Genomic DNA, 20,740 nt, shown 5'->3' on the forward strand with positions numbered 1-20,740 from the left:
ATTAAATTTGGGTTTTATTTCATAAATTAAAAAAATGAATAAAACCCATTTTTTATTGCTATTACTTCCGTTTTTACTGACTTCTTGTTTCAAAAGTGAAAAACAAGAAACAGTCTCAGGGAAAACCAATACCATTTCGGTCATTATAGACGACCAGTTATGGTATGGAGAAGTGGGCGATAGTATTAGAAATAAATTTGCCTCACCAGTTCTTGGACTCACTCAAGAAGAACCACTTTTTACCATTAATCAATATCCTGCTAGATTGCTAGAAGGTTTTGTTACCGATAGCCGAAGCATTATTGTGGTAAAAAAAGCTACAGCTGATAAATTCGAAATCATTCGAAGCAAAAACCTTCCACACAATACTTTTCGCATTTACGGAAAATCAGTAGATGATATTATTTGCAGTATAGAATTAAACTCAGCTCAAATAATAAAAATTATTCACGATGCCGAAATTCAAAAGATTCAAGAAGATAATAGCACTTCACTATTAAATAAAGCCATTATAAAAAACAAATTCCATATTAATATTCAGATTCCGACAGGATATGAATACATGTTGCACAAAAGGAATTTTATCTGGCTGAAAAAAGAAATCATAAGCGGTAATACTAGCTTACTGATCTACCAAATTCCGCTTAGCAATTTTAAGAAGAAAAAAGATGTCGTAAATGCAATTGTCAAAATGCGTGATTCGGTTGGCAAATACATTCAAGGACGCGAACCCAATACGCAAATGATTACCAGCGAAGCTTACGCACCGTATTTTTCAAAGGTAACCTTAGACAATAAAGACGCCTTTGAAACAAAAGGAACTTGGGAATTGAAAAACGATTTCATGACTGGGCCATTTATCAATTACGCTATAGTAGATCCAACTTTCAATCGTGTTTTGGTTATCGAAGGATTCTGTTATTCGCCATCACATCAAGAACGTGATCTAATGCTAAATCTTGAGGCAATTATAAAAACAGTTAGAATCGATAAACGATAATGGTTTTTACTTTAGGTTTCAAGTTAATAAAGTTGCGTGATAAAATCTGCGCATTTCTCTGAGAACTTCACGATAAAATAGACAAGGCACATCAACTTAGAAACAGAAATTCGAAACCACGATTTTTTTTCGTAATTTTATTTGTAACAAACATTAAAACAAATAGTTATGAAAAAATTAACCGCAATCTTAGCAATAATAACCTTATGTTTAGTTTCATGTAAAAAAGAAGTAAAAACTGAAACGGATACTGCAAAAGACTCTCTGGCCGTAAAAACGGAAGAACCACTTATTGAAGAGCCATTAGATTCTGCTTGCGCAAATGAAAGCTTGGATCGCTTATGCAACTCCAAGTGAAGCACATAAATTAATGGCCGATGAAGTTGGAAGTTGGAACTGCGATATGACATTTTGGACAGAACCAAATGGTAAACCACAAAAATCGACCTCAGTAGCAGAAATCAAAATGATTTTAGGAGGACGTTATCAAGAAGCTGTTTATAAAGGAACAATGATGGGGCAACCTTTTGAAGGAAAAGCTACACTTGCGTACAATAACGCAAGTGAAGAATATACCAGCACTTTTATCGATAATATGGGAACAGGAATGATGGTTGGCATGGGAAAATACAATCAAGCGACAAAGAGTATGGAATTTAAAGGCGAAATGGTTAATCCTGTTAATGGCGAGAAAACACCATATCGCGAAATTTATACAATCGTTGATCCGAAAACCAGAAAAATGGAAATGTTCGATATGAAAAACGGATCTGAATATAAAAGCATGGAAATTGTAATGACGAAAAAAGTAATTTTTCTACAAGACACAAATTACAAATGAGCAAAGGCATAAAGTTTATATATGAATATAACTTTGTGCCTTTACTATTTCTATTAGAAACTTTAGCATAGCAAAAAAAAATATAACTTAGCGTCTTCGTGCCTTTGTGGCAAAAAATAAGGAAGAATGGATTTAAAATGGAAAATAAAGCCTTTTGAGGCATTAACTGTTCATGAGTTATATGATTTACTCAGATTGCGTAGTGAGATCTTTGTAGTAGAGCAAAATTGTGTTTATTTGGATCTAGATGGTAAAGACAAGAAAGCATTGCACCTAATTGGAGAATTTGAAGGTAAAATCGTTGCCTATTCTCGCTTATTTGATGCTGGAATTAGTTTTGACAATGCTTCAATCGGAAGAGTTACTGTAGATGCAAATTACAGAGATAAAAAATGGGGGCATGAATTAATGCAGGAAGCGATTGCGGGAATTAAATCTAATTTTGGAAAAGAAAAAATAACTATTGGCGCGCAATTGTATCTAAAGAAATTTTACGAAAGCCACGGTTTTGTTCAAACCAGCGAAATGTATTTAGAAGATGATATTCCGCATATTGAGATGATTCGAGAATAACTAAATAATGAAATAAATACGCAATAAGCATAGAATCTTAGTAACTCAGCATCTTAGAAGCTCTAAAAACTTAGATTTTAGTAATCACAAATTCTACCCTACGATCGTAATTATCGCCTTTTCCTAACGGATATTTATTGCCGCAGCCTATATAGGTCATGCGGCTTTTTGATATTTTTTTTGAAATTAAATAATGGAAAACAGTTTTTGCACGGTTCCAAGAAAGCCTTCTTTCTTTAGTATCTCTGTCAATTCCATCGCTATAAATTTCAGGTGTGCGAGAAACATGTCCGCGAATTTCAAAATTTAAGTTTCGATGATCTTGAAGAGTTATGGCAATTTTATCTAATTCCTTTTTAGAATTGGGAGTTAATCTAGCACTTCCAATATCAAATAAAATAGACTCTAGGCAAACTTTATCTCCGACTTTTAAAATGTCTTTGAAGGAAGAATGAATTCCTTTTCCGAAACTATTTTTCTTAACAACAATTAAATCAACCCGCCGATTTCGCAGACGTGTTTCGTGCAGATTTTCTACAGTATCTGCTTTTACAACAACACGTCCTTTTCCTTCTAGAATAACAATTTTACTTTGATTGAAGCCTTTTTTAACTAATAGATTCTGAATTGTATTGGCCCGATTATTAGATAATCTAAAATTATACTCGTCGTTGCCGCGATCATCGCAATAGCCATAAATCTGTATAGACTCTACTTTAGAAGTGTCTATGTTCTTTATAAAGTTAGAAACCACATTGATTTGCTTTTCTGTCAAATCATACCTGTCAAATTCAAAGTAAATGGTTTCAACAGGTTTTTGCTGTGCGTTTACTGTATAAAATGAAAAAAGAATCAGGGCTAGAGGTAACTTCATTCACTACATTTTTAAAATCGTTTTATATTCTGTTTGGTTATTTAATACACTAACTGCTCTTTTAATTTCTGAATTGTTTTTTAGATAATACTGATACAAACCTTCTTGATATTGATATCTCTTAATCAATTCTTCCAAGATCATGTTTTTAATCTCTTTTTGGTTTTTATCCAGTAAAGTCGTTTCGCTTTTTTCTAAAGCATTTAACAATTGCTGATATTCGGCAGTAATCGTCTCGTCTATTTTTTCTTTTTTAGTCGCAACTAAAGTATTTTTCAAAGCCACTTCGGTTTCGGTATCAAAAGTGATTTTGTTGGTTTTTAGGAATTGTTTAAAAGCCGCATAATCTGCATCAGTAAGAGTTGGAATCTTATCTCCTAAATTTGGATTTTTGTAATAATATGATGTAGCATAATCAAAAACGCCATCGTTTTTGGTTAAAGCAGTAGCAATCGGACTTATTTTAGTTTCTTCCAATTCGATATCTGGTAAAACTCCACCTCCGTCATAAACTGTTCTTCCTTTTCTGGTTTTAAAAGCGTTGAAGTTTTTTGCTTCTGTTTTTTGAGCCACACCGTTTTTGTCTTTATGCGCATAATCCAAAGCCTGAATACATCTTCCAGAAGGTGTATAATATCTAGAAATAGTAACTTTCAATTGCGTTCCATAAGTTAAATCAACAGAGCGTTGTACCAAACCTTTACCAAAACTTCTGCTTCCTAAAATAACAGCACGATCCAAATCTTGTAAAGCACCCGAAACAATTTCAGATGCCGAAGCACTTCTTCCGTTTACTAAAATTGCCAACGGAATTTCAGTATCTACCGGTTCTTTCTGTGTTTTATAAGTATTATTATGTTTTTCAATTCTAGATTTAGTTGTTACAATAACTTCATTCTTCGGAACAAATAAATTACAGATATCAATTGCTTCGTTTAATAAACCTCCTGGATTTCCTCTTAAATCCAAAACAATTTGTTTGGCTCCGTCAGCTTTTAATTTCTCAAGAGCGTCTTTTACTTCAGCAGAAGCTTTTCTGCTAAAATGCGCCAAAACAATATATCCTGTTTTATCATCAATTTTTCCGTAAAAAGGAACCGATTTAATATCAACTTCATCCAAAACCAAAACCGTGGTGCTTGGTTTTCCTTGACGTAGATATTTGATGTTGATTTTAGTGTTTTTTGTTCCTTTTAATAATTGAGAAGCGTCGTCTTTAAAATCAGCAATCAAAACATCACCTATTTGGATAATTTCATCTCCCGCTTTAAGTCCCGCTTTATCTGCCGGATAATTTTTATAAGGTTCACGAACAATTAGACGGTCGTTTTTTCTAGAAATCAAAGCGCCAATTCCGGTATATTCTCCAGTATTATTGATTTTAAAGTTAACAACATCTTGCTCGTTAAAATAAACCGTGTACGGATCCAGACTTGCCAACATGCTTTTGATCGCTTTATCCATCAAATCTCCTGGATTCGTTTCATCAACATAATTGGTATTTACGGCCTTGAACAAAGTCGTGAAAATTTCGATCTGTTTGGCAATTTCAAAAAAATCTTCTCTAAAACTGGTTCCAACAAACAACATTCCCGCCGCAGCGACTGGTATAATAAATTTCTTCTTGAAATACGGATACATGATTATTCTTTTTTCTTCTTTTTAATCTTTTTCTAATAAAATAGGCAAATACAACAAATAAAATGACAAACGGCCAAGCGCTTAATAATGAAAGCAATAAATCGGACAATGTATAAAATCCAGATTCAATTGCGCTCCAAAGTTTAGAGCCGTAAGATATTTTGACACCCTCTTTTTCAGGTATTGTTTTATAAAATTCAATAGTGATTGTACTTTCAGAAACTCTACTTTCTAAATATTTCAGCTGACCTTCTTTGGATTCTATTTCTTCACGAATAGTCGAAATTTGTTCTTCAATCTCTAAAATCTCACTAACCTTATTGGCTTTCTTTAAAATTTCTAGATAACGTTCTTCTAGCTTTTTCTTTGTTTTTAATCTTGAAGTCAGATCAATATATTGTTCTGTAACATCTTGTGCAGAGATATTTTTAACTTCAAAATACGAAACACCTTTCGAAACATCATTTATAAAACGGTCAAAATTCTGACTAGGCACTTTTATAGTAAGATTTCTAAAAAGAGTTGCAAAATCTTTTCCTTCAGAATCGTTTATAATTCTAGCCTTACTATTTGCAACAGCTTTTTGAATTTGAGCGAATGAATTTTCTAAATTATCGGTTTCAAATTTTAAAGTTGCTTCTTTTATAATTTTTTGTTCGACTTGTTGATCTACCTTCGGAGGCGGAGGTGCTTGTAGTGGATCTGCTTGTCGGTCATAAGAGACGCTTTCTGCTTTTGCAGGCATTTTAACCGAAGAAATGATTACATTTTCATCAGCCGAAGCTCCAGTTTTGCTACAGCCAGAAAGAACTAAAATAAAAACAACTAAAAGGAGAAGATGTCGCATAAAATTTCAATTTAGAGCTAAAACTACGATTTTTTTGTCTAACTTGATTAATAATCTTACGTTTTGAAATTTACGCTTCTGTTTTTGTTTCAGAATCCAAAGGTTTGTTAATTTGAGTTGCAAATTTCTCAAATAACTGAATCATTTTGGTATTGATTTCATCGTAAGACAAACGGTCTTTGGTTTGATAAAAAAGCATTATCGAATACGGCTGATCCAAGTTATCCAAAAGTAAATGTTTGTTCAAACGATAGGTTTCTCTCAAAACTCTTTTAAAATAATTTCGATCAACGGCTTTCTTGAAGTATTTCTTTGAAACTGAAACGCCTATCTTGGTTTGTTCTTCTGAATTTGCTTCGACCTGACGGTAAACCAAACGAAGCGGATATTTAGATACCGATTTTCCTTCAGAAAACAGTAATCCAATCGTAGTTTTGCTTTTTAAACGCTCGTTTTTAGGGTAAGTAAAGTTCATTTAATTCAGAAAAAATTTGCAAATTCTAGTGCAAAGGTACAATTAAACCATAAAAACAGTTATTGTTTTCAATTTTAATAAGTCTAAAAATATATTTACTACTTTTGCGCATTAATTTTTGAAGCATGGAAAAAATTATTTCTTATCCAATATCGGTAATTTACTATTTATTATTTGGTTTATGTTTGGTTGTTTTTCACCCAATTCAATGGATTTGTTTAAATGTTTTTGGTTACCAGGCTCACAAAAAAAGTGTTGATTATTTAAATTTCTGCCTTTTAAAATGTACAAACCTTGTTGGAACAAGATATACTATTGAAGGTGTAGACACGGTTCCGAAAGGTGTGCCAATCATTTTTGTGGCAAATCACCAAAGTATGTACGATATCGTGGCAATGATTTGGTACTTTAGACGTTTTCATTGTAAATTTGTAAGTAAGAAGGAGTTAGGTAGCGGAATTCCAAGTGTTTCTTATAATTTGAAATATGGAGGATCTGTCCTAATTGACCGAAAAGACCCTAAACAAGCGATACCAGTTATCAAAGGCTTGTCTGAATATATCGAAAAAAACACAAGATCTGCCGTTATCTTTCCAGAAGGAACAAGAAGTAAAACGGGAGTACCAAAAGAATTTGCGCAAAGCGGTTTAAAGATTTTATGCAAATATGCACCATCTGCATACGTTGTGCCCGTGAGTATCAATAATTCTTGGAAAATGGTAAAATTTGGTTTTTTTCCTGTTGGTTTAGGAAATCATCTGAAGTTTACAGCTCATCCAGCTTTAGCTGTCAAAGATTACAAGTTTGAAGAGCTCATGGAGATTACTGAAAAAGCAGTTAAAGAAGGAATAAATGAATATAAACAGGTTTAAGTTTTAGTCCGAGCTAAAATGTAAAACCCAAATCTATAATAAGTAATGTCTATAAAAAACATTAGATTAGAAGTAATGCAGTTTTTGGAAAAAAACGTGGATAGCTTCGTTGAACAGTATTTAATTCCAGTGGAAAAAATTTGGCGACCGTCGGATTTCTTACCAAATTCTCAAGGAGAAAACTTCTTTGAAGAGGTAAAAGAATTACGCGAAATTGCTAAAGAACTTCCGTACGATTTCTGGGTTACGCTTGTTGGTGATACCATCACAGAAGAAGCATTGCCTACATATGAGTCATGGTTAATGGATGTAGAAGGAATAGATCAGCAAGAAGGAAGTCAAGGAAACGGCTGGGCTAAGTGGGTAAAACAATGGACTGGCGAAGAAAACCGTCACGGAGATCTTTTAAATAAATACTTGTATTTGTCTGGTCGTGTAAATATGCGTGAAATCGAAATGACAACACAGCATCTTATCAACGACGGTTTTGATATTGGAACTGGAACTGACCCATACAAAAACTTTGTATACACTAGTTTTCAGGAATTAGCAACTTATGTTTCGCACAATAGAGTAGCTCAGATAGCTAAGAAATTTGGCGATAACAAGTTGTCTAAAATGTGTAAAATGATTGCAGGTGATGAAATGCGTCACCACCACGCATATAGCGAATTTGTTACTAGAATTTTCCAAGTTGATCCAAGCGAAATGATGTTGGCGTTTCAATACATGATGAAACAAAAAATCGTTATGCCGGCTCACTTTTTAAGAGAATCTGGTCAAAAAATAAGCACAGCTTTCGAACAATTCTCAGATTCTGCACAACGTATTGGTGTTTACACAGCAAACGATTATGTTGAAATCATGCAGAAATTAATCAACAAATGGGAAATTGACAAAATCACCAATTTGAATGACGAAGCAGAAAAAGCACGTGATTACTTAATGAAATTGCCAGCACGTATGGCCAAAATCTCTGAAAGAATTGTGATTCCTAAAGAATCTCATATCTTTAAATGGGTTGAACCAGCGAGACTTTAAATTTTAGATTTTAGATTCCTGATTTTAGATTGGAATTTGGAATTTTTAGATTGAAATTTAAAAAAGCAACATTGTTGCTTTAAAACATATTGTTGATTGTTGGAGAATTAAAATTTTCAACAATCAACTTTTTTTGTAAAACGTAAAAACTTCTGTATGAGCGATTCAGCATTGATTATTAAAACTATTGCTTTTGTTAAAGAAAAACTAAACGATGCCGAAGGTGGACACGATTGGTTTCATATAGAACGTGTTTTTAAAAATGCTCTTTTGATTGCCAAAGAAACAGAATGTGATCTTACAGTGGTGCAATTGGGTGCTTTATTGCATGATATTGCCGATAGCAAATTTCATAACGGAGATGAAACTATTGGGCCGAAAACAGCAAGAGCGTTTTTAGAAGCCGAAAATGTTTCTGAGGATATAATTGCGCATGTTGTTAATATCATTGAAAATATCTCTTATAAAGGCGGAAATTTCGAAAGAAAGTTCTCTTCGGTCGAGTTGGATGTTGTTCAAGATGCAGATCGCTTAGATGCAATTGGAGCAATTGGCGTTGCAAGAGCTTTCAATTATGGCGGATTTAAGAATAGGGCTTTATATAATCCAGAAATTGCTCCTGTAACCAATATGACAAAAGAGGAGTATAAAAACAACAACGCTCCGACGATAAACCATTTCTATGAAAAGCTTTTGTTGTTAAAAGATAAAATGAATACCCAAAAAGGAAAAGAAATTGTCGCCGAAAGACATCGTTTTATGGAAACTTTCCTCGCTCAGTTTTATGCAGAATGGGAAGGGTTGAAGTAGATTTCATTTAGATATAAAAAGAAAAACGGCACTAATCTAGAGCCGTTTTTTTATTTGATGATGAATTTCTCTATAGAGACTTATGCAGATTTATAATCTCGATTTTAAAATACACATAATTATAAAAGCGCATAAGAATCCTATTGAAAACCACAATAACTTTGTAATGCTATTATTTCTAACCATTTCTCTTTTTTCAAACCTTGTCATTTGGAATGTATTTTAAACACTTCAAAAGTAATTTTATAGAGAGTATGATTATACCAAGAAAAGTCTTTAAATCATTAGAATAAGACAATTTTTCTTTTAGTCTTAGTCGTCTTTCATCTTTTCCTTATGTAAGTTTCTGAACAAATCTCTCAATCACATTTTTAAATTCCTTGTTTTGTTCGTAATACAAAATATGTCCGCCTTTAATAATCTTAACTTCTTGATTTGGGAATTTGAACAGTCGATAATGTTCGGGACCAATATTGTTGTCTTTGGTTCCTGAGATTATTAGAGTTGGAACTTTAATAGAAGCAGTTTCTTTTGTAAAATCGCCAAAATATAACGGACCGCTTAGTGCATGCTGAGCAAAAGAGGAATTTCTTTTTTCACTATTATCAATGCTATCCAGTTTTTCAACATTTGCTCTATTGTCAGACAACATTTTATAATCTAAGTCAGCTTTTTTAATTTTTGTTTTAGCTTCAAAAAATGTGTTTAAGATTGAATCCTTGCTTTTTACCGCAAAATCTTCTCCAAGAGTTTTACCCATAAAAGCAATTTGATTCAAAAGAGAATCGTTAATATCTAGAGTGGCATTCAATAGAATTAAACCTTTTACATGTTGAGGATATTTCTCGGCATATTTGGTGGCTAAAATTCCTCCGAATGAATGTCCGATTACAAATACTTTATCTGTTTTAAGATAAACTCGAATTTCTTCAATATCAGCAATCATTCTGTCCATGCTGTAATTGTTATCTGCAGAAGATCCTGAGCGGCCGCATCCTCTTTGATCGTAATAACACATTTTGAGTTTATCTTCTAAAACATTTCCGCCAAATTCTTCAAACGACTTGCTCCAAGCGCCAGGACCGCCATGTACAAAAATGCAGACATCTCCTTTTCCTGAAACTTTCAAAAATAAAGGAACTCCGTCTGAAGTTAGGAAAGTATTATTTGAATTTTGTTTTGCATCTGTTTTTGTTTGAGAAATTCCGCTCTGAGCAAAACATAAAAATAGAAAGAAAAATAAAGGAGTTTTTAAATTCATTTGAAAGTTTTTTTTGCTGTTTTAATATGATAAAAGTATAATTAAAACAGCAGAGAAAAAACTAATGATTGGTTTTCATTGTAAAATAGGTAATAACCACTGCGCAGAAAAAACCTATTGCAAACCACAACAATCGGGCAACTCTATTATCCCGAATTACTTCCATTCTATCTTCTGGTGTCATCTTAAATATATTTTAAGCACCAAAATTAATCTTAGAAAATATACTAATTAGCTGTTTTAAGTTTTTAAAACAACAGAATAAGACATTTTTCTCATAAAAAAAGCTTCAAATAGAAATCAAAATCTATTTGAAGCTTTTAGCATTTAGTCGTAGTGCCTTAGAATCTTAGCGTCTTAGAACCTTAAAAATTACGAACATCCGCAATCGGTTCCGCCGCCGCAGTCTTTTTTCTTTTTAGATTTAAAAAAGAATTTTTTGATTAGGAAAGCAACCGCTAATCCTAATATCGCAAAGGCTATAATTTCTTGAAACATAACTTTTTTATTTTAAAAGTTGATACGCAATTAATGCGGCAAAATAGGCCAATCCGCTCATGAAAACTAACTGCATTGCAGGCCATTTCCAGGAATTGGTTTCTTTTTTTGTAATGGCCAATGTACTGGCACATTGCATAGCAAAAGCATAGAATAACAATAAAGAAATTCCCGTTGCAAAGTCAAATACTTTCTTTCCAGTATCTGGGCGAACTTCTGCTTGCATTTTGCTTTTTATGGTCGATTCGTTGTCAGTATCTCCAACGCTGTAAATAGTCGCCAAAGTTCCAACGAAAACTTCACGCGCAGCAAACGAACTAATCAAGGCAATTCCGATTTTCCAATCGTAACCCAGTGGCTGAATTACTGGTTCAATCGCGCGTCCCATTAATCCGATATATGAATTCTCTAATTTTTGAGAATTAACTTCATTTTCAAATTGTGTTTCGTCTAAAGTTGTATTGGCAAATCTTTCTTTTACAATAGTTTCTGCTTCGTTGAATTCTTTTCCTGGTCCGTAAGAAGCCAAGAACCATAATATAATCGAAATGGCAAGAATGATTTTTCCTGCTCCAGCAATAAATGCTTTCGTTTTTTCTACCACATTGATTCCGACGTTTTTGAAAAGAGGCATTTTATAGCTTGGCATTTCAACCACAAAATAAGTTTTAGATTCTAATTTTAAAACTTTATTCAAAATATAGGCAGATAAAATTGCGGCAAAAAAGCCTAAAACATACAGCGCCATTAGTGTTAATCCTTGAACATTTAGAAATCCGAAAACACGTTTGCTAGGAACAACAAGCGATATAATAATGGCATAAACGGGTAATCTAGCAGAACAAGTAGTAAATGGCGTTACTAAAATCGTAATAAGACGTTCTTTCCAGTTTTCAATGTTTCTAGTTGCCATAATTGCCGGAATCGCACAAGCTGTTCCAGAAATCAAAGGCACGACACTTTTTCCTGAAAGTCCAAACTTACGCATGATTTTATCCATCAAAAACACTACGCGGCTCATATATCCGCTCTCTTCTAAAATCGAAATAAATAAGAACAATACGGCAATTTGCGGAATGAAAATAACGACTCCGCCAATTCCCGGAATAATTCCTTGCGAAAGCAAATCGGTTAAAATACCGCTTGGCAATTCTTCTGCAACCCAGTTGCTTAATGAAGCAAAAGTGCTGTCAATGAAATCCATCGGAATAGTTGACCAGCTGAAAATTGATTGGAAAATCAAAAATAAGATAGCAAAGAAAATGAAATAGCCCCAAACCTTGTGAGTTAAAACGCGATCCAGTTTTGCACGAATATCATTTGCCATTGAAGCATCGACCTTTAAACCTTCTTTTAAAACATCATTGATAAACTGATATCTTTTAATCGTTTCTTTTTGCTGTAAGCGCTTTAATTCTGAATGCGATTTGGTAAATGTGCTTCTGATTTCATTTCGATCTAAATTCAAAAAATTGACATCTTGCGTAATTACCAGCCATAATTTGTACATTAACTGGTTTGGAAAAGCTTTTTGTAATTTTTCAAAATATTCTGGATCAATTACAGAGGCATTTAAACAAGGCTCACTCGGAAGTGTTTTATAAGAAACAATTAGTTCTTTTAATTCTTCAATTCCTAAACCTTTACGCGAACTTACTAAAGCAATTTTTGTTTTTAGTTTATCTTCTAAATGCGGAATATCTAAAGAGATTCCTTTGCGTTCCATACGATCTGACATGTTGATGACCAAAATCGTTGGAATTTCAAGATCTTTTATCTGTGTGTAGATTAGCAGATTTCGTTTCAGATTTTCGACATCTGTTACAACAACTGCTACATCTGGATATAATTTATCGTTTTTGTTTAACAAAAGCTCGATTACCACACTTTCGTCCATCGAACTTGCGTTCAAACTATACGTTCCGGGTAGGTCTAGAATATTCGCTTTTACGTTATTTGGTAATTTACAAAATCCGATTTTCTTCTCAACCGTAATTCCAGGATAATTTCCGACTTGTTGGTTAAGACCTGTTAATTGATTGAAAACAGAAGTTTTTCCTGTATTAGGATTTCCGATAAGGGCAACATTAATATTCTGAACACTCATTACAAATTGGTTTTGATAAGTTCAACTTCAATTTCACGAGCTGTTTCTATACGAATTGCAACATGAGAACCATTAATATCTAAATATAACGGATCGCCAAAAGGTGCAACTTGAAGCAATTCAACTAAGCCGCCAGGAAGACAACCCATTTCTAATAATTTAAGTGGAATAAGATCGATATCAAAATCTTTGATAATGGCTTTTTCGCCTTTTTTCAGAGTGTGTATTGTATTTTGCAAGCTTATTTAGATTGAATTTAGATTGCAAAAGTAGGCAATTATTCTTTATTTCAAGGCATTTAACACTTCGACAAATGCTAAATGTTTCTAAAAATAAGGGATTTTACTCTTGAGACAGGAATTCGATGTCTTCTAAAAGGCGTTTTATATCTTCTTTATTTGTTCCATCATAAAAACCCCTAACTCGGCGTTTTTGATCGACCAAAACAAAATTCTCGGTATGTACCATATCATAAAGTTGATCTGGTCTTCCTAATTTAACAGCCAAGTAAGATTTTCTGGCCATAGTGTAGATTTCTTTTTTATCGCCAGTAACCAAATTCCATTTGCTGTCTACAACATGATGTTTTATAGCATATTCTTTTAAAACCGAAACACTGTCTACTTCTGGAAAAACAGTATGAGACAACAGCATTACTTTCGGATTATTTAAAACGGCTTTTTGAACTTCTTCTAGATTAGTTGTCATTTTTGGACAAATAGATCCGCAGGTTGTAAAGAAGAAATCGGCAACGTAAATTTTTCCTTCGTAATTTTTCTGAGTAATGGTATCTCCGTTTTGATTGATGAAAGAGAAATCGGCAATGGTGTGGTACTTGCTTTTATACTGAACGGTACTATCAACCAATTCAGGATTTACATCGGCAGGATTGTAAATTGGAAGTGTCTTTTTTGGTTTTAATGCAGAGTAAAACAAAGATATCGTAACAACCGAAAATACTATTAAAACAATAAAGAATTTGCGGTATTTGTATAAAAGCGATTTCATAAAAATAATTTGGCGCAAAAATACAAAAAGCAGATTTTAAAAACTTTACTGAATTATTTTTTTAACAGGCTTTTGTAACTTTTACTAAGTATTGTAGACAAATACCTCAGTGCTAATTTTCTATTTGTGAAATTTATCTGTCTTTTTGACTTTGCAGTTAGAATTTTAACACAATTTTTGAAATAATAACAATATGTTTGTATTTTCCCTTAAACTATAATTTTTTATGAAAAAACAATTTGCTAAACCTGTGTTTGGTGTGATATCTGCAATGTTTGCAATTACTGCATCCCAGGCACAAAATGCTCCAAAGGAACCGGGTATCAATGTTTCGTATATGGATACGAAAATTAGTCCAAGTCAGGATTTTTTCAAATATGTAAACGGTACTTGGCTAGAAAAAACAGAAATTCCAAGTGATCGTACGACTTGGGGAAGTTTTAATGAACTGATTAAAAAAACTGACAAAGATGTAATGGCAGTTTTGCAAGATGCTTCAAAAAATCCAAAGTACAAATCTAATACAGATCAAGGAAAAGCAATTAATCTGTACAATACTTATTTAGATTCTATTGGAAGAAATAAAAGAGGAATCGAGCCTTTAAAACCTTATCTGAAAAAAATCGATGCAATTAAAAACATTGCTGATGTTCAGAAATATTTGGTTGAAATGGAAAAAGAAGGAAATGCTGGATTTTTCGGAATTTACATTGGAGCTGATGATAAAGACAGTTCTAAAAACTCTGTAAATTTAGGTCCAAGCGAATTAGGGCTTTCTGATAAAGATTATTATACTTCTGACGATAAAGATTCGAAAGAGAAACGTGCAAAATATGAATTGCATGTTGCGAGAATGCTTCAGTTTATTGGAGAATCTCCAGAAAAAGCAAAACAAAGTGTCGCTGAAATTTTAGCTCTTGAAACAGAGTTGTCGCAACCAAGATTAAACAGAGTTGAAAGAAGAGACAGCCGTTTGCAATACAATCCAATGACAATTGCTGAACTTCAAAAGCTAACTCCATCGATCAAATGGAACGAATATTTTGCTGGTTTAGGAATCGTTAAATTAGAAAGTGTAATTGTGTCTGAGCCTAAATATATGGCAGCTTTAGAAACTGTTTTCAAAGAAAACAAAGTTGCACAATGGAAAGAATACTTAAAATGGGATCTGTTAAACAATTCTGCAACTAAGTTGACAACAGCAATTGATAATGCTAATTTTGACTTTTATAGTAAAACATTAAGAGGAGCAATTAAACAACTTCCTGCAGATGAGAGAGGGCTTGCAGTAGTAAATCGCAATGTTGGAGAAGCACTTGGTAAATTGTATGTAGAGAAAGTTTTTCCTGCCGAAGCAAAAACTAAAGCTCTTGATATGATTCATAACGTTATTACGGCTTACCAAAACCGTATAAACAATTTGACGTGGATGTCTACAGATACAAAAGCTAAGGCAATAGAAAAGTTGAATAAAATTACCATAAAAGTTGGATATCCTGACAAATGGAAAGATTACTCTGCATTAACAATCAAAAGTATTGCTGAAGGCGGAACATATTTTGAGAATAATAAAAACATTGCAAAATGGAATTTCCAAAAAGGCATTGAAAAATTAGGTAAACCAGTTGATAAAACAGAGTGGCATATGTCTCCTCAGACAGTAAACGCATATTACAATCCATCTTATAACGAAATTGTATTCCCAGCTGCAATCCTTCAGCCACCTTTCTATAATTATCAAGCTGATGAAGCAGTTAATTATGGTGGAATTGGTGCGGTAATCGGACACGAGATTTCTCACGGATTTGATGATTCTGGAGCACGTTACAATGCTGAAGGAAATTTAGTAGACTGGTGGACAGAAGATGATTTGAAACAGTTTACCACTTTAGGAAACGATTTGGCAAATCAATACAGTGCTCTTGAGCCATTGCCAGGCATTCACGTTGATGGTCATTTTACATTGGGTGAAAACATTGGAGATTTGGGAGGAATTAATGCGACTTACGATGGTTTGCAATTGTATTTGAAGCAACATGGAGACCCAGGTTTAATTGACGGATTTACTCCTGAGCAAAGATTCTTTATTTCTTGGGCTACCGTTTGGAGAACAAAAACAAGAGATGAAGCAATTAAAAACCAAGTAAAAACAGATCCGCACTCACCAGGAATGTACAGAGCTTATGTGCCAATTCAGAATGTTGATGCTTTCTACAAAGCTTTCGATATTAAGAAAGGTGATAAAATGTACGTTGAACCAGAAAAACGAGTTAAAATCTGGTAATCATAAATTTTTATAATACTAAAAAAGGCGCTTGATAAAAGCGCCTTTTTTTATGAGATAAAAGTCAATTATTTCAAATGACTGTAGATGTAAGCTTCAATTGCTTTTAATTCTTCATCAGACATAGCCTGTGTTATCGCAAAATTGGTTTTCATAACCTCAAACTGACTTGGGTCAACAATTGGTTCTGCATTTCCTTTCAGGAAAGTAACAATATCGCCATTTTTGTCTTTATAGATTTTGGCAATTTCTTTAATGCTTGGCCCAACTACTTTTTGATCTGGTTGATGGCAAGCAAAACAATTTCCAGTTCCTTCAAAAAGCTGTTTTCCTAATTCTTCTGGACTTTTGGCTTTCGCCGATTCTCCTTCAGAAACAGATTCTGTTGTTGCGTTTGTTGGCTCAGAAGTTTCTTTTTTGCAAGAAGCAAATGCTAAAACTGCAGATAGGAATAATACCTTTTTCATGTTTTTAGATTTTATTCAATTGTAATTCGGTCGTTATTTGTTGATGGTCTGCGATATCACTAAAAAATCCAATTGTTCTTGGTTTTCATTGGCAATATAATGCTGTGTTTTCGCTTCAATCAACAAACCTTGATTTGCATTTACAATTTCAGTTTTTTCTCTATGATAAAAAGTTGCTGTGCCTTTTAGAATGAAAAAGAACTGCTGAGCATGATTATGAAAATGCAGTTTTTCTTTGGTTCCGCTTGGCATGCTTTCTTGTTTGACAGATAAACCTTCAGTATCTGCCAAAACCCAGCTGTCGCAATTGTCTCCCCATAAATAATGAGAAGCATTTTGTTTATCGACGATCATCTTATTTGTTTAATAAAATTGCGACTTCTTTTGCGAAGTATGTCGAAATAAGATTAGCGCCCGAACGTTTGATGCACATTAACTGTTCCATCATAATTTTGTCGTGATCCAGCCAGCCTCTTTCAGATGCCGCTTTAATCATAGCATATTCTCCAGAAACCTGATAAACAGTTACAGGAACATGTACAGTATTTTTTATTTCGCGAACAATATCCAAATAAGCAATTCCTGGTTTTACCATAACCATATCTGCGCCTTCTTCTACGTCAGACAAAGCTTCTTTAATTGCTTCGATGCGGTTGGCATAATCCATTTGGTATGTTTTTTTGTCTTTTGGAACCACAACATCAGCTTCTTTTGGAGCAGAATCTAAAGCATCTCTAAATGGACCGTAAAAAGCTGAAGCATATTTAGCAGAATAACTCATAATTCCAACATTCTGAAATCCTGCCGCATCTAAACCTTCGCGAAGGCGTAAAACGCGTCCGTCCATCATATCACTTGGCGCAACAAAATCGGCACCAGCTTCTGCGTGCGAAACGGCCATTTTTACTAAAGCATCAACTGTGCTGTCATTTTCTACATCGCCATCTTTTATGATTCCGTCATGACCATAAATTGAATACGGGTCTAAAGCCACATCTGGCATAACGATCATTTCTGGACAAGCAGCTTTTATGGCACGAATAGCTTGTTGCATTAATCCGTTAGAATTCCAAGCTTCTTTTCCAGTATTGTCTTTTAGATTTTCGCTAACTTTTACATAAATATTTACAGCGCGAATTCCTAAATCATAAAGTTCTTTTACTTCTTCAACCGTTAAATCTATAGATCTTCTGAAAATTCCAGGCATAGACGGAATTTCGACTTTTACATTTTCTCCTTCAGCAATAAACATTGGAAACATAAAATCCGATGGACTTAAACTGGTTTCACGAACTAAAGAACGAATTGATTCATTTACTCTTAATCTTCTGCCTCTTTGTAATGGGAACATATAATTTTAGATTTAAAATTTTAGATTTTAGATTTTGATCTGAATTTGAAATCAGATTCATAAATCTGTATTCTAAAACTGCAGTTGTTTTTTTATTTTTTTGAAGTTTACCTTACTTTAATAGGTGGCGCAAAGTTAAAGAAAAAGGAACAGAATAAGGCGTTTAGCTTGCCTCAGAATCCGTTAATATTATCTAAAAATTTAGATTTTTTATTGTTTGAGCCAAAGCATGGTTTTTCAGAATATTCCATCTAAATTTGTAAAATGAAGAAAATTCTCGCTTTATTATGCTGTCTGCTCTTAACGAGCTGTTTTGAGATTACCGAAAGAATCAAACATCACGACGATCAAAGTGGTGAATATACGCTGATGGTCGACTTTTCGAAATCCTGGTTTAAGACCAAATCGGCTATTTGGTTGGAAGAAGTTGATGGTGTGAAAATTCCGAACGAACAGGAAATTACCGCGAAACTTAATGATTTTAAAGAAAAAGCGTTGAAGATTGATGGAATTTCAAATGTTGTTACAAAAACAGATTTTCAGAATTACGTTTTCATTATCAAACTTAATTATGCCAATTTAAAAGCGTTAAACGCAGTTGTAAATACGATAAACAATCAGCGCGATCAGATTCACTTTAGCGGAAGCGGTAAAACTTTTGAAAGAATTGCCTCGTATCCAATTCCCGAAAAAATAGTAAATGACCCAAAGAAAAAGAAAGATCTGGAAGAAGCCAGAATTATTTCTATTTATACTTTCGATAAAGATATTTTGTCTGTTGATAATACAAACAGTCAAATTTCAAAAAATAAAAAAACGGTTTTTTTAAAACAAAGTATGTACAGCGTATTTAAGAAATCGACCTTAATGAATAATACCATCCAATTAACGCCTTGATTTTATGAAGCACTTTTACACTCTAGTTTTTCTATTTACCGCCTATTTTACTTTTGGACAAACGAGTCCAGACAAATACGATTATTTTGTTCAGTTTAACGGAAATCAGCTTTCGAAGAAAGTAAACATAAACGAAGTGCTGAACCACTCAATTATTACTAGATACACTAGTAAAAAACCTGATTTTGATCTTCGTCAATATACTTCGATCATTCAATTAGATCAAAAAATTACGGTTCATGGGAATTTCTTAGATAGCGTTCCGTTTTATCAAGTTACCATTCCGATAAAAAACAAAGAAGTAGTAAGACAATATCTGATTGAAAAACAAGGTGCAAACGGAAAGAATAGTACAATTGAAGAATTTGGAAAATATGCTGTTTTTACACCAAGCGGTTTAAAGAGATCATTTGTGTGGAATGATAATTATTTGGTCATATTTGAATTGACAAAAAGACTTCCTAATAAATTTTATGCTTCTCCAGACGGACCTCCTGTTTTAAACGATTCAATAGGAATTTCAGAGCCGTATGAAGAAACGGTAATTGTAGATGCTCCGCCAGTATACGGAGTACAAGAAGCACCAAATCCGCCAAAAATAGCCGAACCGTCTGTAATGCGAGACGAACCAATAGCCGTTGAAGCACCAGCTGGATCAGTAGAAACAACAGACCAAGATTATCTGTACGATGGAAATCCGTATGAAGAATATACCGTAGAGCAGGCAGAATTTGATAAAAAACTAGCAGAACAACAAAGCCAAATTATAAAAGGTTTATTTGATAATGGTTTTACAGCGCCAAGTTTTTCAAAAATAAATGCTTCGGCAGATATTTCGACTTGGGTAAATTATGGCGGACTTATGTCGAGTTTTTATTCGCTATACAATTATCCTTTAGCACTATTTGGAGGTTATGATAAATACTTGCCGATGCAGAAGAACTTTGGGAATTTTGTAAAAGGCATCAATCTGGATTTTTATTTTGATAATGATAATTCACGAATTGAAGAAGTGATTGAATATGCTCCAGAAATTGCAAGTGTTGTAAGCAAAATCAGCGATAGAAAAATCAACAGAAATATCTTTAATTATTTTCCTGCGGAAAAACCTTTAGGCTACATTTCATATCATGCGAATACAAAAGCAGCGCTTGAAAATTTTCCGTCATTGATGTCAGAATTATTTCAAAATCCAAAATTTGCCAAAGAAGATATTATACTAATTACAGATTTGATTTCTACAATAGTTGACGAAGAAGCAACAGCAAAGCTTTTTGACGGTGATTTAAGCGCTTTTTTATACGATGTGAAAGAAGTTGAGGTGTTGAGCAAAAAATACGGTTATGACGAAAATTATGAAGAAACAATAACGGAAGAAAAAGTGAAAAAAGATGTTCCGCTATTTTCTGTGATTTTTACTTCTACGCATCCAACATTTGGAGATAAATTATTGCAATTGGGTGTTCGCAAAAAAGTATTGATCCCAAACGGAAATTCATATATTGTTGCAGGTACACAAGATTATGGTGATATTTTTATTGCAAAAGACAAAGATGTAGTAATTGTTGCTAACACAAAAGATTATTTTGGTTCTGGAAAAGGATCTTTTGCAAAAGACACAAAGAAAGATTTGAGTAAAAACTATATTTCTGGAAAACTAGATCTTGCGAAAACCGTGAAAACATTTGGTAAGAAAGCAAAAGATTCAGAATTGGATCGAATGACTAAAATTTCGGCTCAGTTTTCAGATATTTCTATTGAATCTCCTAAAAAGCTAATCGACAATAAATTGAAATTTGTTTTTAAACTAAACTCTTTTAAATCTGATAAAAACATTATTCTACAGACATTAGATTTAGCCAAAGAAATGACTTCTAAATAATTGAAAAGAAA

The 20,740-nt window shown here is 33.4% G+C and carries 23 protein-coding genes; 10 read left to right on the top strand and 13 right to left on the bottom strand.

What is annotated here, in order from left to right; all coding sequences use genetic code 11:
• Positions 1 to 34: 34 nt before the first annotated feature.
• The 4 genes from P5P87_RS17025 (at position 35) to P5P87_RS17040 (ending at position 2,414) form a co-directional block, all read left to right on the top strand.
• Positions 35 to 1,000, top strand: a complete 966-nt coding sequence (locus P5P87_RS17025; protein WP_278020038.1) for a DUF4837 family protein — start codon at positions 35 to 37, stop codon at positions 998 to 1,000.
• A 168-nt stretch (positions 1,001 to 1,168) separates the two neighbouring features.
• A complete protein-coding gene (locus P5P87_RS17030; protein ID WP_278020039.1) occupies positions 1,169 to 1,357 on the top strand; it encodes a hypothetical protein in 189 nt (62 codons plus the stop codon).
• Positions 1,323 to 1,841, top strand: coding sequence for a DUF1579 domain-containing protein (locus P5P87_RS17035; RefSeq protein ID WP_278020040.1), 519 nt, complete (start codon positions 1,323 to 1,325; stop codon positions 1,839 to 1,841). Before P5P87_RS17030 ends, P5P87_RS17035 begins: the two co-directional genes overlap by 35 nt.
• A 126-nt stretch (positions 1,842 to 1,967) precedes the next feature.
• On the top strand, positions 1,968 to 2,414 hold the full coding sequence (locus P5P87_RS17040) for a GNAT family N-acetyltransferase (RefSeq protein WP_198855101.1): 447 nt from the start codon (positions 1,968 to 1,970) through the stop codon (positions 2,412 to 2,414).
• 70 nt (positions 2,415 to 2,484) lie between these two features.
• On the opposite strand, the gene P5P87_RS17045 is transcribed toward P5P87_RS17040, so the two are convergent.
• From P5P87_RS17045 to rnpA, 4 genes are all read right to left on the bottom strand, one after another.
• Positions 2,485 to 3,288 (bottom strand): OmpA family protein, encoded by an 804-nt coding sequence (locus tag P5P87_RS17045; protein WP_278020041.1) that lies wholly within the window; start codon positions 3,286 to 3,288, stop codon positions 2,485 to 2,487.
• Between the two features lie 3 nt (positions 3,289 to 3,291).
• Positions 3,292 to 4,929: a S41 family peptidase gene (locus tag P5P87_RS17050; RefSeq protein WP_278020042.1), complete on the bottom strand. Its 1,638-nt coding sequence runs from the start codon at positions 4,927 to 4,929 to the stop codon at positions 3,292 to 3,294.
• The gene (locus P5P87_RS17055; protein WP_278020043.1) at positions 4,853 to 5,776 is read right to left on the bottom strand and encodes a DUF4349 domain-containing protein; all 924 of its coding nucleotides are present in this window, start codon (positions 5,774 to 5,776) and stop codon (positions 4,853 to 4,855) included. Before P5P87_RS17055 ends, P5P87_RS17050 begins: the two co-directional genes overlap by 77 nt.
• 70 nt (positions 5,777 to 5,846) lie before the next feature.
• Positions 5,847 to 6,251: a ribonuclease P protein component gene (rnpA, locus tag P5P87_RS17060; RefSeq protein ID WP_278020044.1), complete on the bottom strand. Its 405-nt coding sequence runs from the start codon at positions 6,249 to 6,251 to the stop codon at positions 5,847 to 5,849.
• 125 nt (positions 6,252 to 6,376) lie between these two features.
• Between rnpA and P5P87_RS17065 the strand changes: the two genes are divergently transcribed.
• The 3 genes from P5P87_RS17065 (at position 6,377) to P5P87_RS17075 (ending at position 8,974) form a co-directional block, all read left to right on the top strand.
• Positions 6,377 to 7,123 (top strand): lysophospholipid acyltransferase family protein, encoded by a 747-nt coding sequence (locus P5P87_RS17065; RefSeq protein WP_198855106.1) that lies wholly within the window; start codon positions 6,377 to 6,379, stop codon positions 7,121 to 7,123.
• Positions 7,124 to 7,168: 45 nt separating this feature from the next.
• Positions 7,169 to 8,164: an acyl-ACP desaturase gene (locus tag P5P87_RS17070; protein ID WP_278020045.1), complete on the top strand. Its 996-nt coding sequence runs from the start codon at positions 7,169 to 7,171 to the stop codon at positions 8,162 to 8,164.
• Positions 8,165 to 8,320: 156 nt separating this feature from the next.
• Positions 8,321 to 8,974, top strand: a complete 654-nt coding sequence (locus P5P87_RS17075; protein WP_278020046.1) for an HD domain-containing protein — start codon at positions 8,321 to 8,323, stop codon at positions 8,972 to 8,974.
• Between the two features lie 334 nt (positions 8,975 to 9,308).
• On the opposite strand, the gene P5P87_RS17080 is transcribed toward P5P87_RS17075, so the two are convergent.
• The 6 genes from P5P87_RS17080 to P5P87_RS17105 all read right to left on the bottom strand — a co-directional run bounded on the left by P5P87_RS17080 (position 9,309) and on the right by P5P87_RS17105 (position 13,848).
• On the bottom strand, positions 9,309 to 10,235 hold the full coding sequence (locus tag P5P87_RS17080; RefSeq protein WP_278020047.1) for an alpha/beta fold hydrolase: 927 nt from the start codon (positions 10,233 to 10,235) through the stop codon (positions 9,309 to 9,311).
• A 61-nt stretch (positions 10,236 to 10,296) separates the two neighbouring features.
• Positions 10,297 to 10,419 carry a hypothetical protein gene (locus tag P5P87_RS17085; RefSeq protein ID WP_255562386.1) on the bottom strand — a complete coding sequence of 41 codons (123 nt, stop codon included), beginning with the start codon at positions 10,417 to 10,419 and terminating at the stop codon, positions 10,297 to 10,299.
• Positions 10,420 to 10,607: 188 nt separating this feature from the next.
• Positions 10,608 to 10,733: a FeoB-associated Cys-rich membrane protein gene (locus tag P5P87_RS17090; RefSeq protein WP_198855110.1), complete on the bottom strand. Its 126-nt coding sequence runs from the start codon at positions 10,731 to 10,733 to the stop codon at positions 10,608 to 10,610.
• A gap of 7 nt (positions 10,734 to 10,740) precedes the next feature.
• The gene (gene feoB, locus P5P87_RS17095) at positions 10,741 to 12,840 is read right to left on the bottom strand and encodes a ferrous iron transport protein B (RefSeq protein WP_278020048.1); all 2,100 of its coding nucleotides are present in this window, start codon (positions 12,838 to 12,840) and stop codon (positions 10,741 to 10,743) included.
• Entirely contained in the window at positions 12,840 to 13,079 is a 240-nt protein-coding gene (locus P5P87_RS17100; RefSeq protein WP_278020049.1) for a FeoA family protein, read from the bottom strand. The genes feoB and P5P87_RS17100 overlap by 1 nt, the downstream gene beginning before the upstream one ends.
• Positions 13,080 to 13,182: 103 nt before the next feature.
• Entirely contained in the window at positions 13,183 to 13,848 is a 666-nt protein-coding gene (locus P5P87_RS17105) for an SCO family protein (protein WP_278020050.1), read from the bottom strand.
• A 226-nt stretch (positions 13,849 to 14,074) separates the two neighbouring features.
• On the opposite strand from P5P87_RS17105, the gene P5P87_RS17110 reads away from it, so the two are divergent.
• A complete protein-coding gene (locus P5P87_RS17110) occupies positions 14,075 to 16,132 on the top strand; it encodes a M13 family metallopeptidase (RefSeq protein WP_278020051.1) in 2,058 nt (685 codons plus the stop codon).
• A gap of 68 nt (positions 16,133 to 16,200) precedes the next feature.
• Here the strand turns inward: P5P87_RS17110 and P5P87_RS17115 are convergent, their stop codons facing one another.
• The 3 genes from P5P87_RS17115 to hemB are packed head-to-tail and all read right to left on the bottom strand — an operon-like array spanning position 16,201 to position 17,950.
• Positions 16,201 to 16,599, bottom strand: a complete 399-nt coding sequence (locus tag P5P87_RS17115) for a c-type cytochrome (protein ID WP_278020052.1) — start codon at positions 16,597 to 16,599, stop codon at positions 16,201 to 16,203.
• A 33-nt stretch (positions 16,600 to 16,632) separates the two neighbouring features.
• Positions 16,633 to 16,953, bottom strand: coding sequence for a cupin domain-containing protein (locus P5P87_RS17120; RefSeq protein ID WP_278020053.1), 321 nt, complete (start codon positions 16,951 to 16,953; stop codon positions 16,633 to 16,635).
• 1 nt (position 16,954) lies between these two features.
• Positions 16,955 to 17,950 carry a porphobilinogen synthase gene (gene hemB, locus P5P87_RS17125; protein ID WP_278020054.1) on the bottom strand — a complete coding sequence of 332 codons (996 nt, stop codon included), beginning with the start codon at positions 17,948 to 17,950 and terminating at the stop codon, positions 16,955 to 16,957.
• Between the two features lie 264 nt (positions 17,951 to 18,214).
• On the opposite strand from hemB, the gene P5P87_RS17130 reads away from it, so the two are divergent.
• Together P5P87_RS17130 and P5P87_RS17135 are read left to right on the top strand one after the other, a co-directional pair.
• A complete protein-coding gene (locus P5P87_RS17130) occupies positions 18,215 to 18,847 on the top strand; it encodes a hypothetical protein (protein ID WP_198855117.1) in 633 nt (210 codons plus the stop codon).
• Between the two features lie 4 nt (positions 18,848 to 18,851).
• On the top strand, positions 18,852 to 20,729 hold the full coding sequence (locus P5P87_RS17135) for a hypothetical protein (protein WP_278020055.1): 1,878 nt from the start codon (positions 18,852 to 18,854) through the stop codon (positions 20,727 to 20,729).
• Positions 20,730 to 20,740 lie beyond the last annotated feature (11 nt).

It is taken from the genome of Flavobacterium ginsengisoli (assembly GCF_029625315.1).
GTDB lineage: Bacteria > Bacteroidota > Bacteroidia > Flavobacteriales > Flavobacteriaceae > Flavobacterium > Flavobacterium ginsengisoli.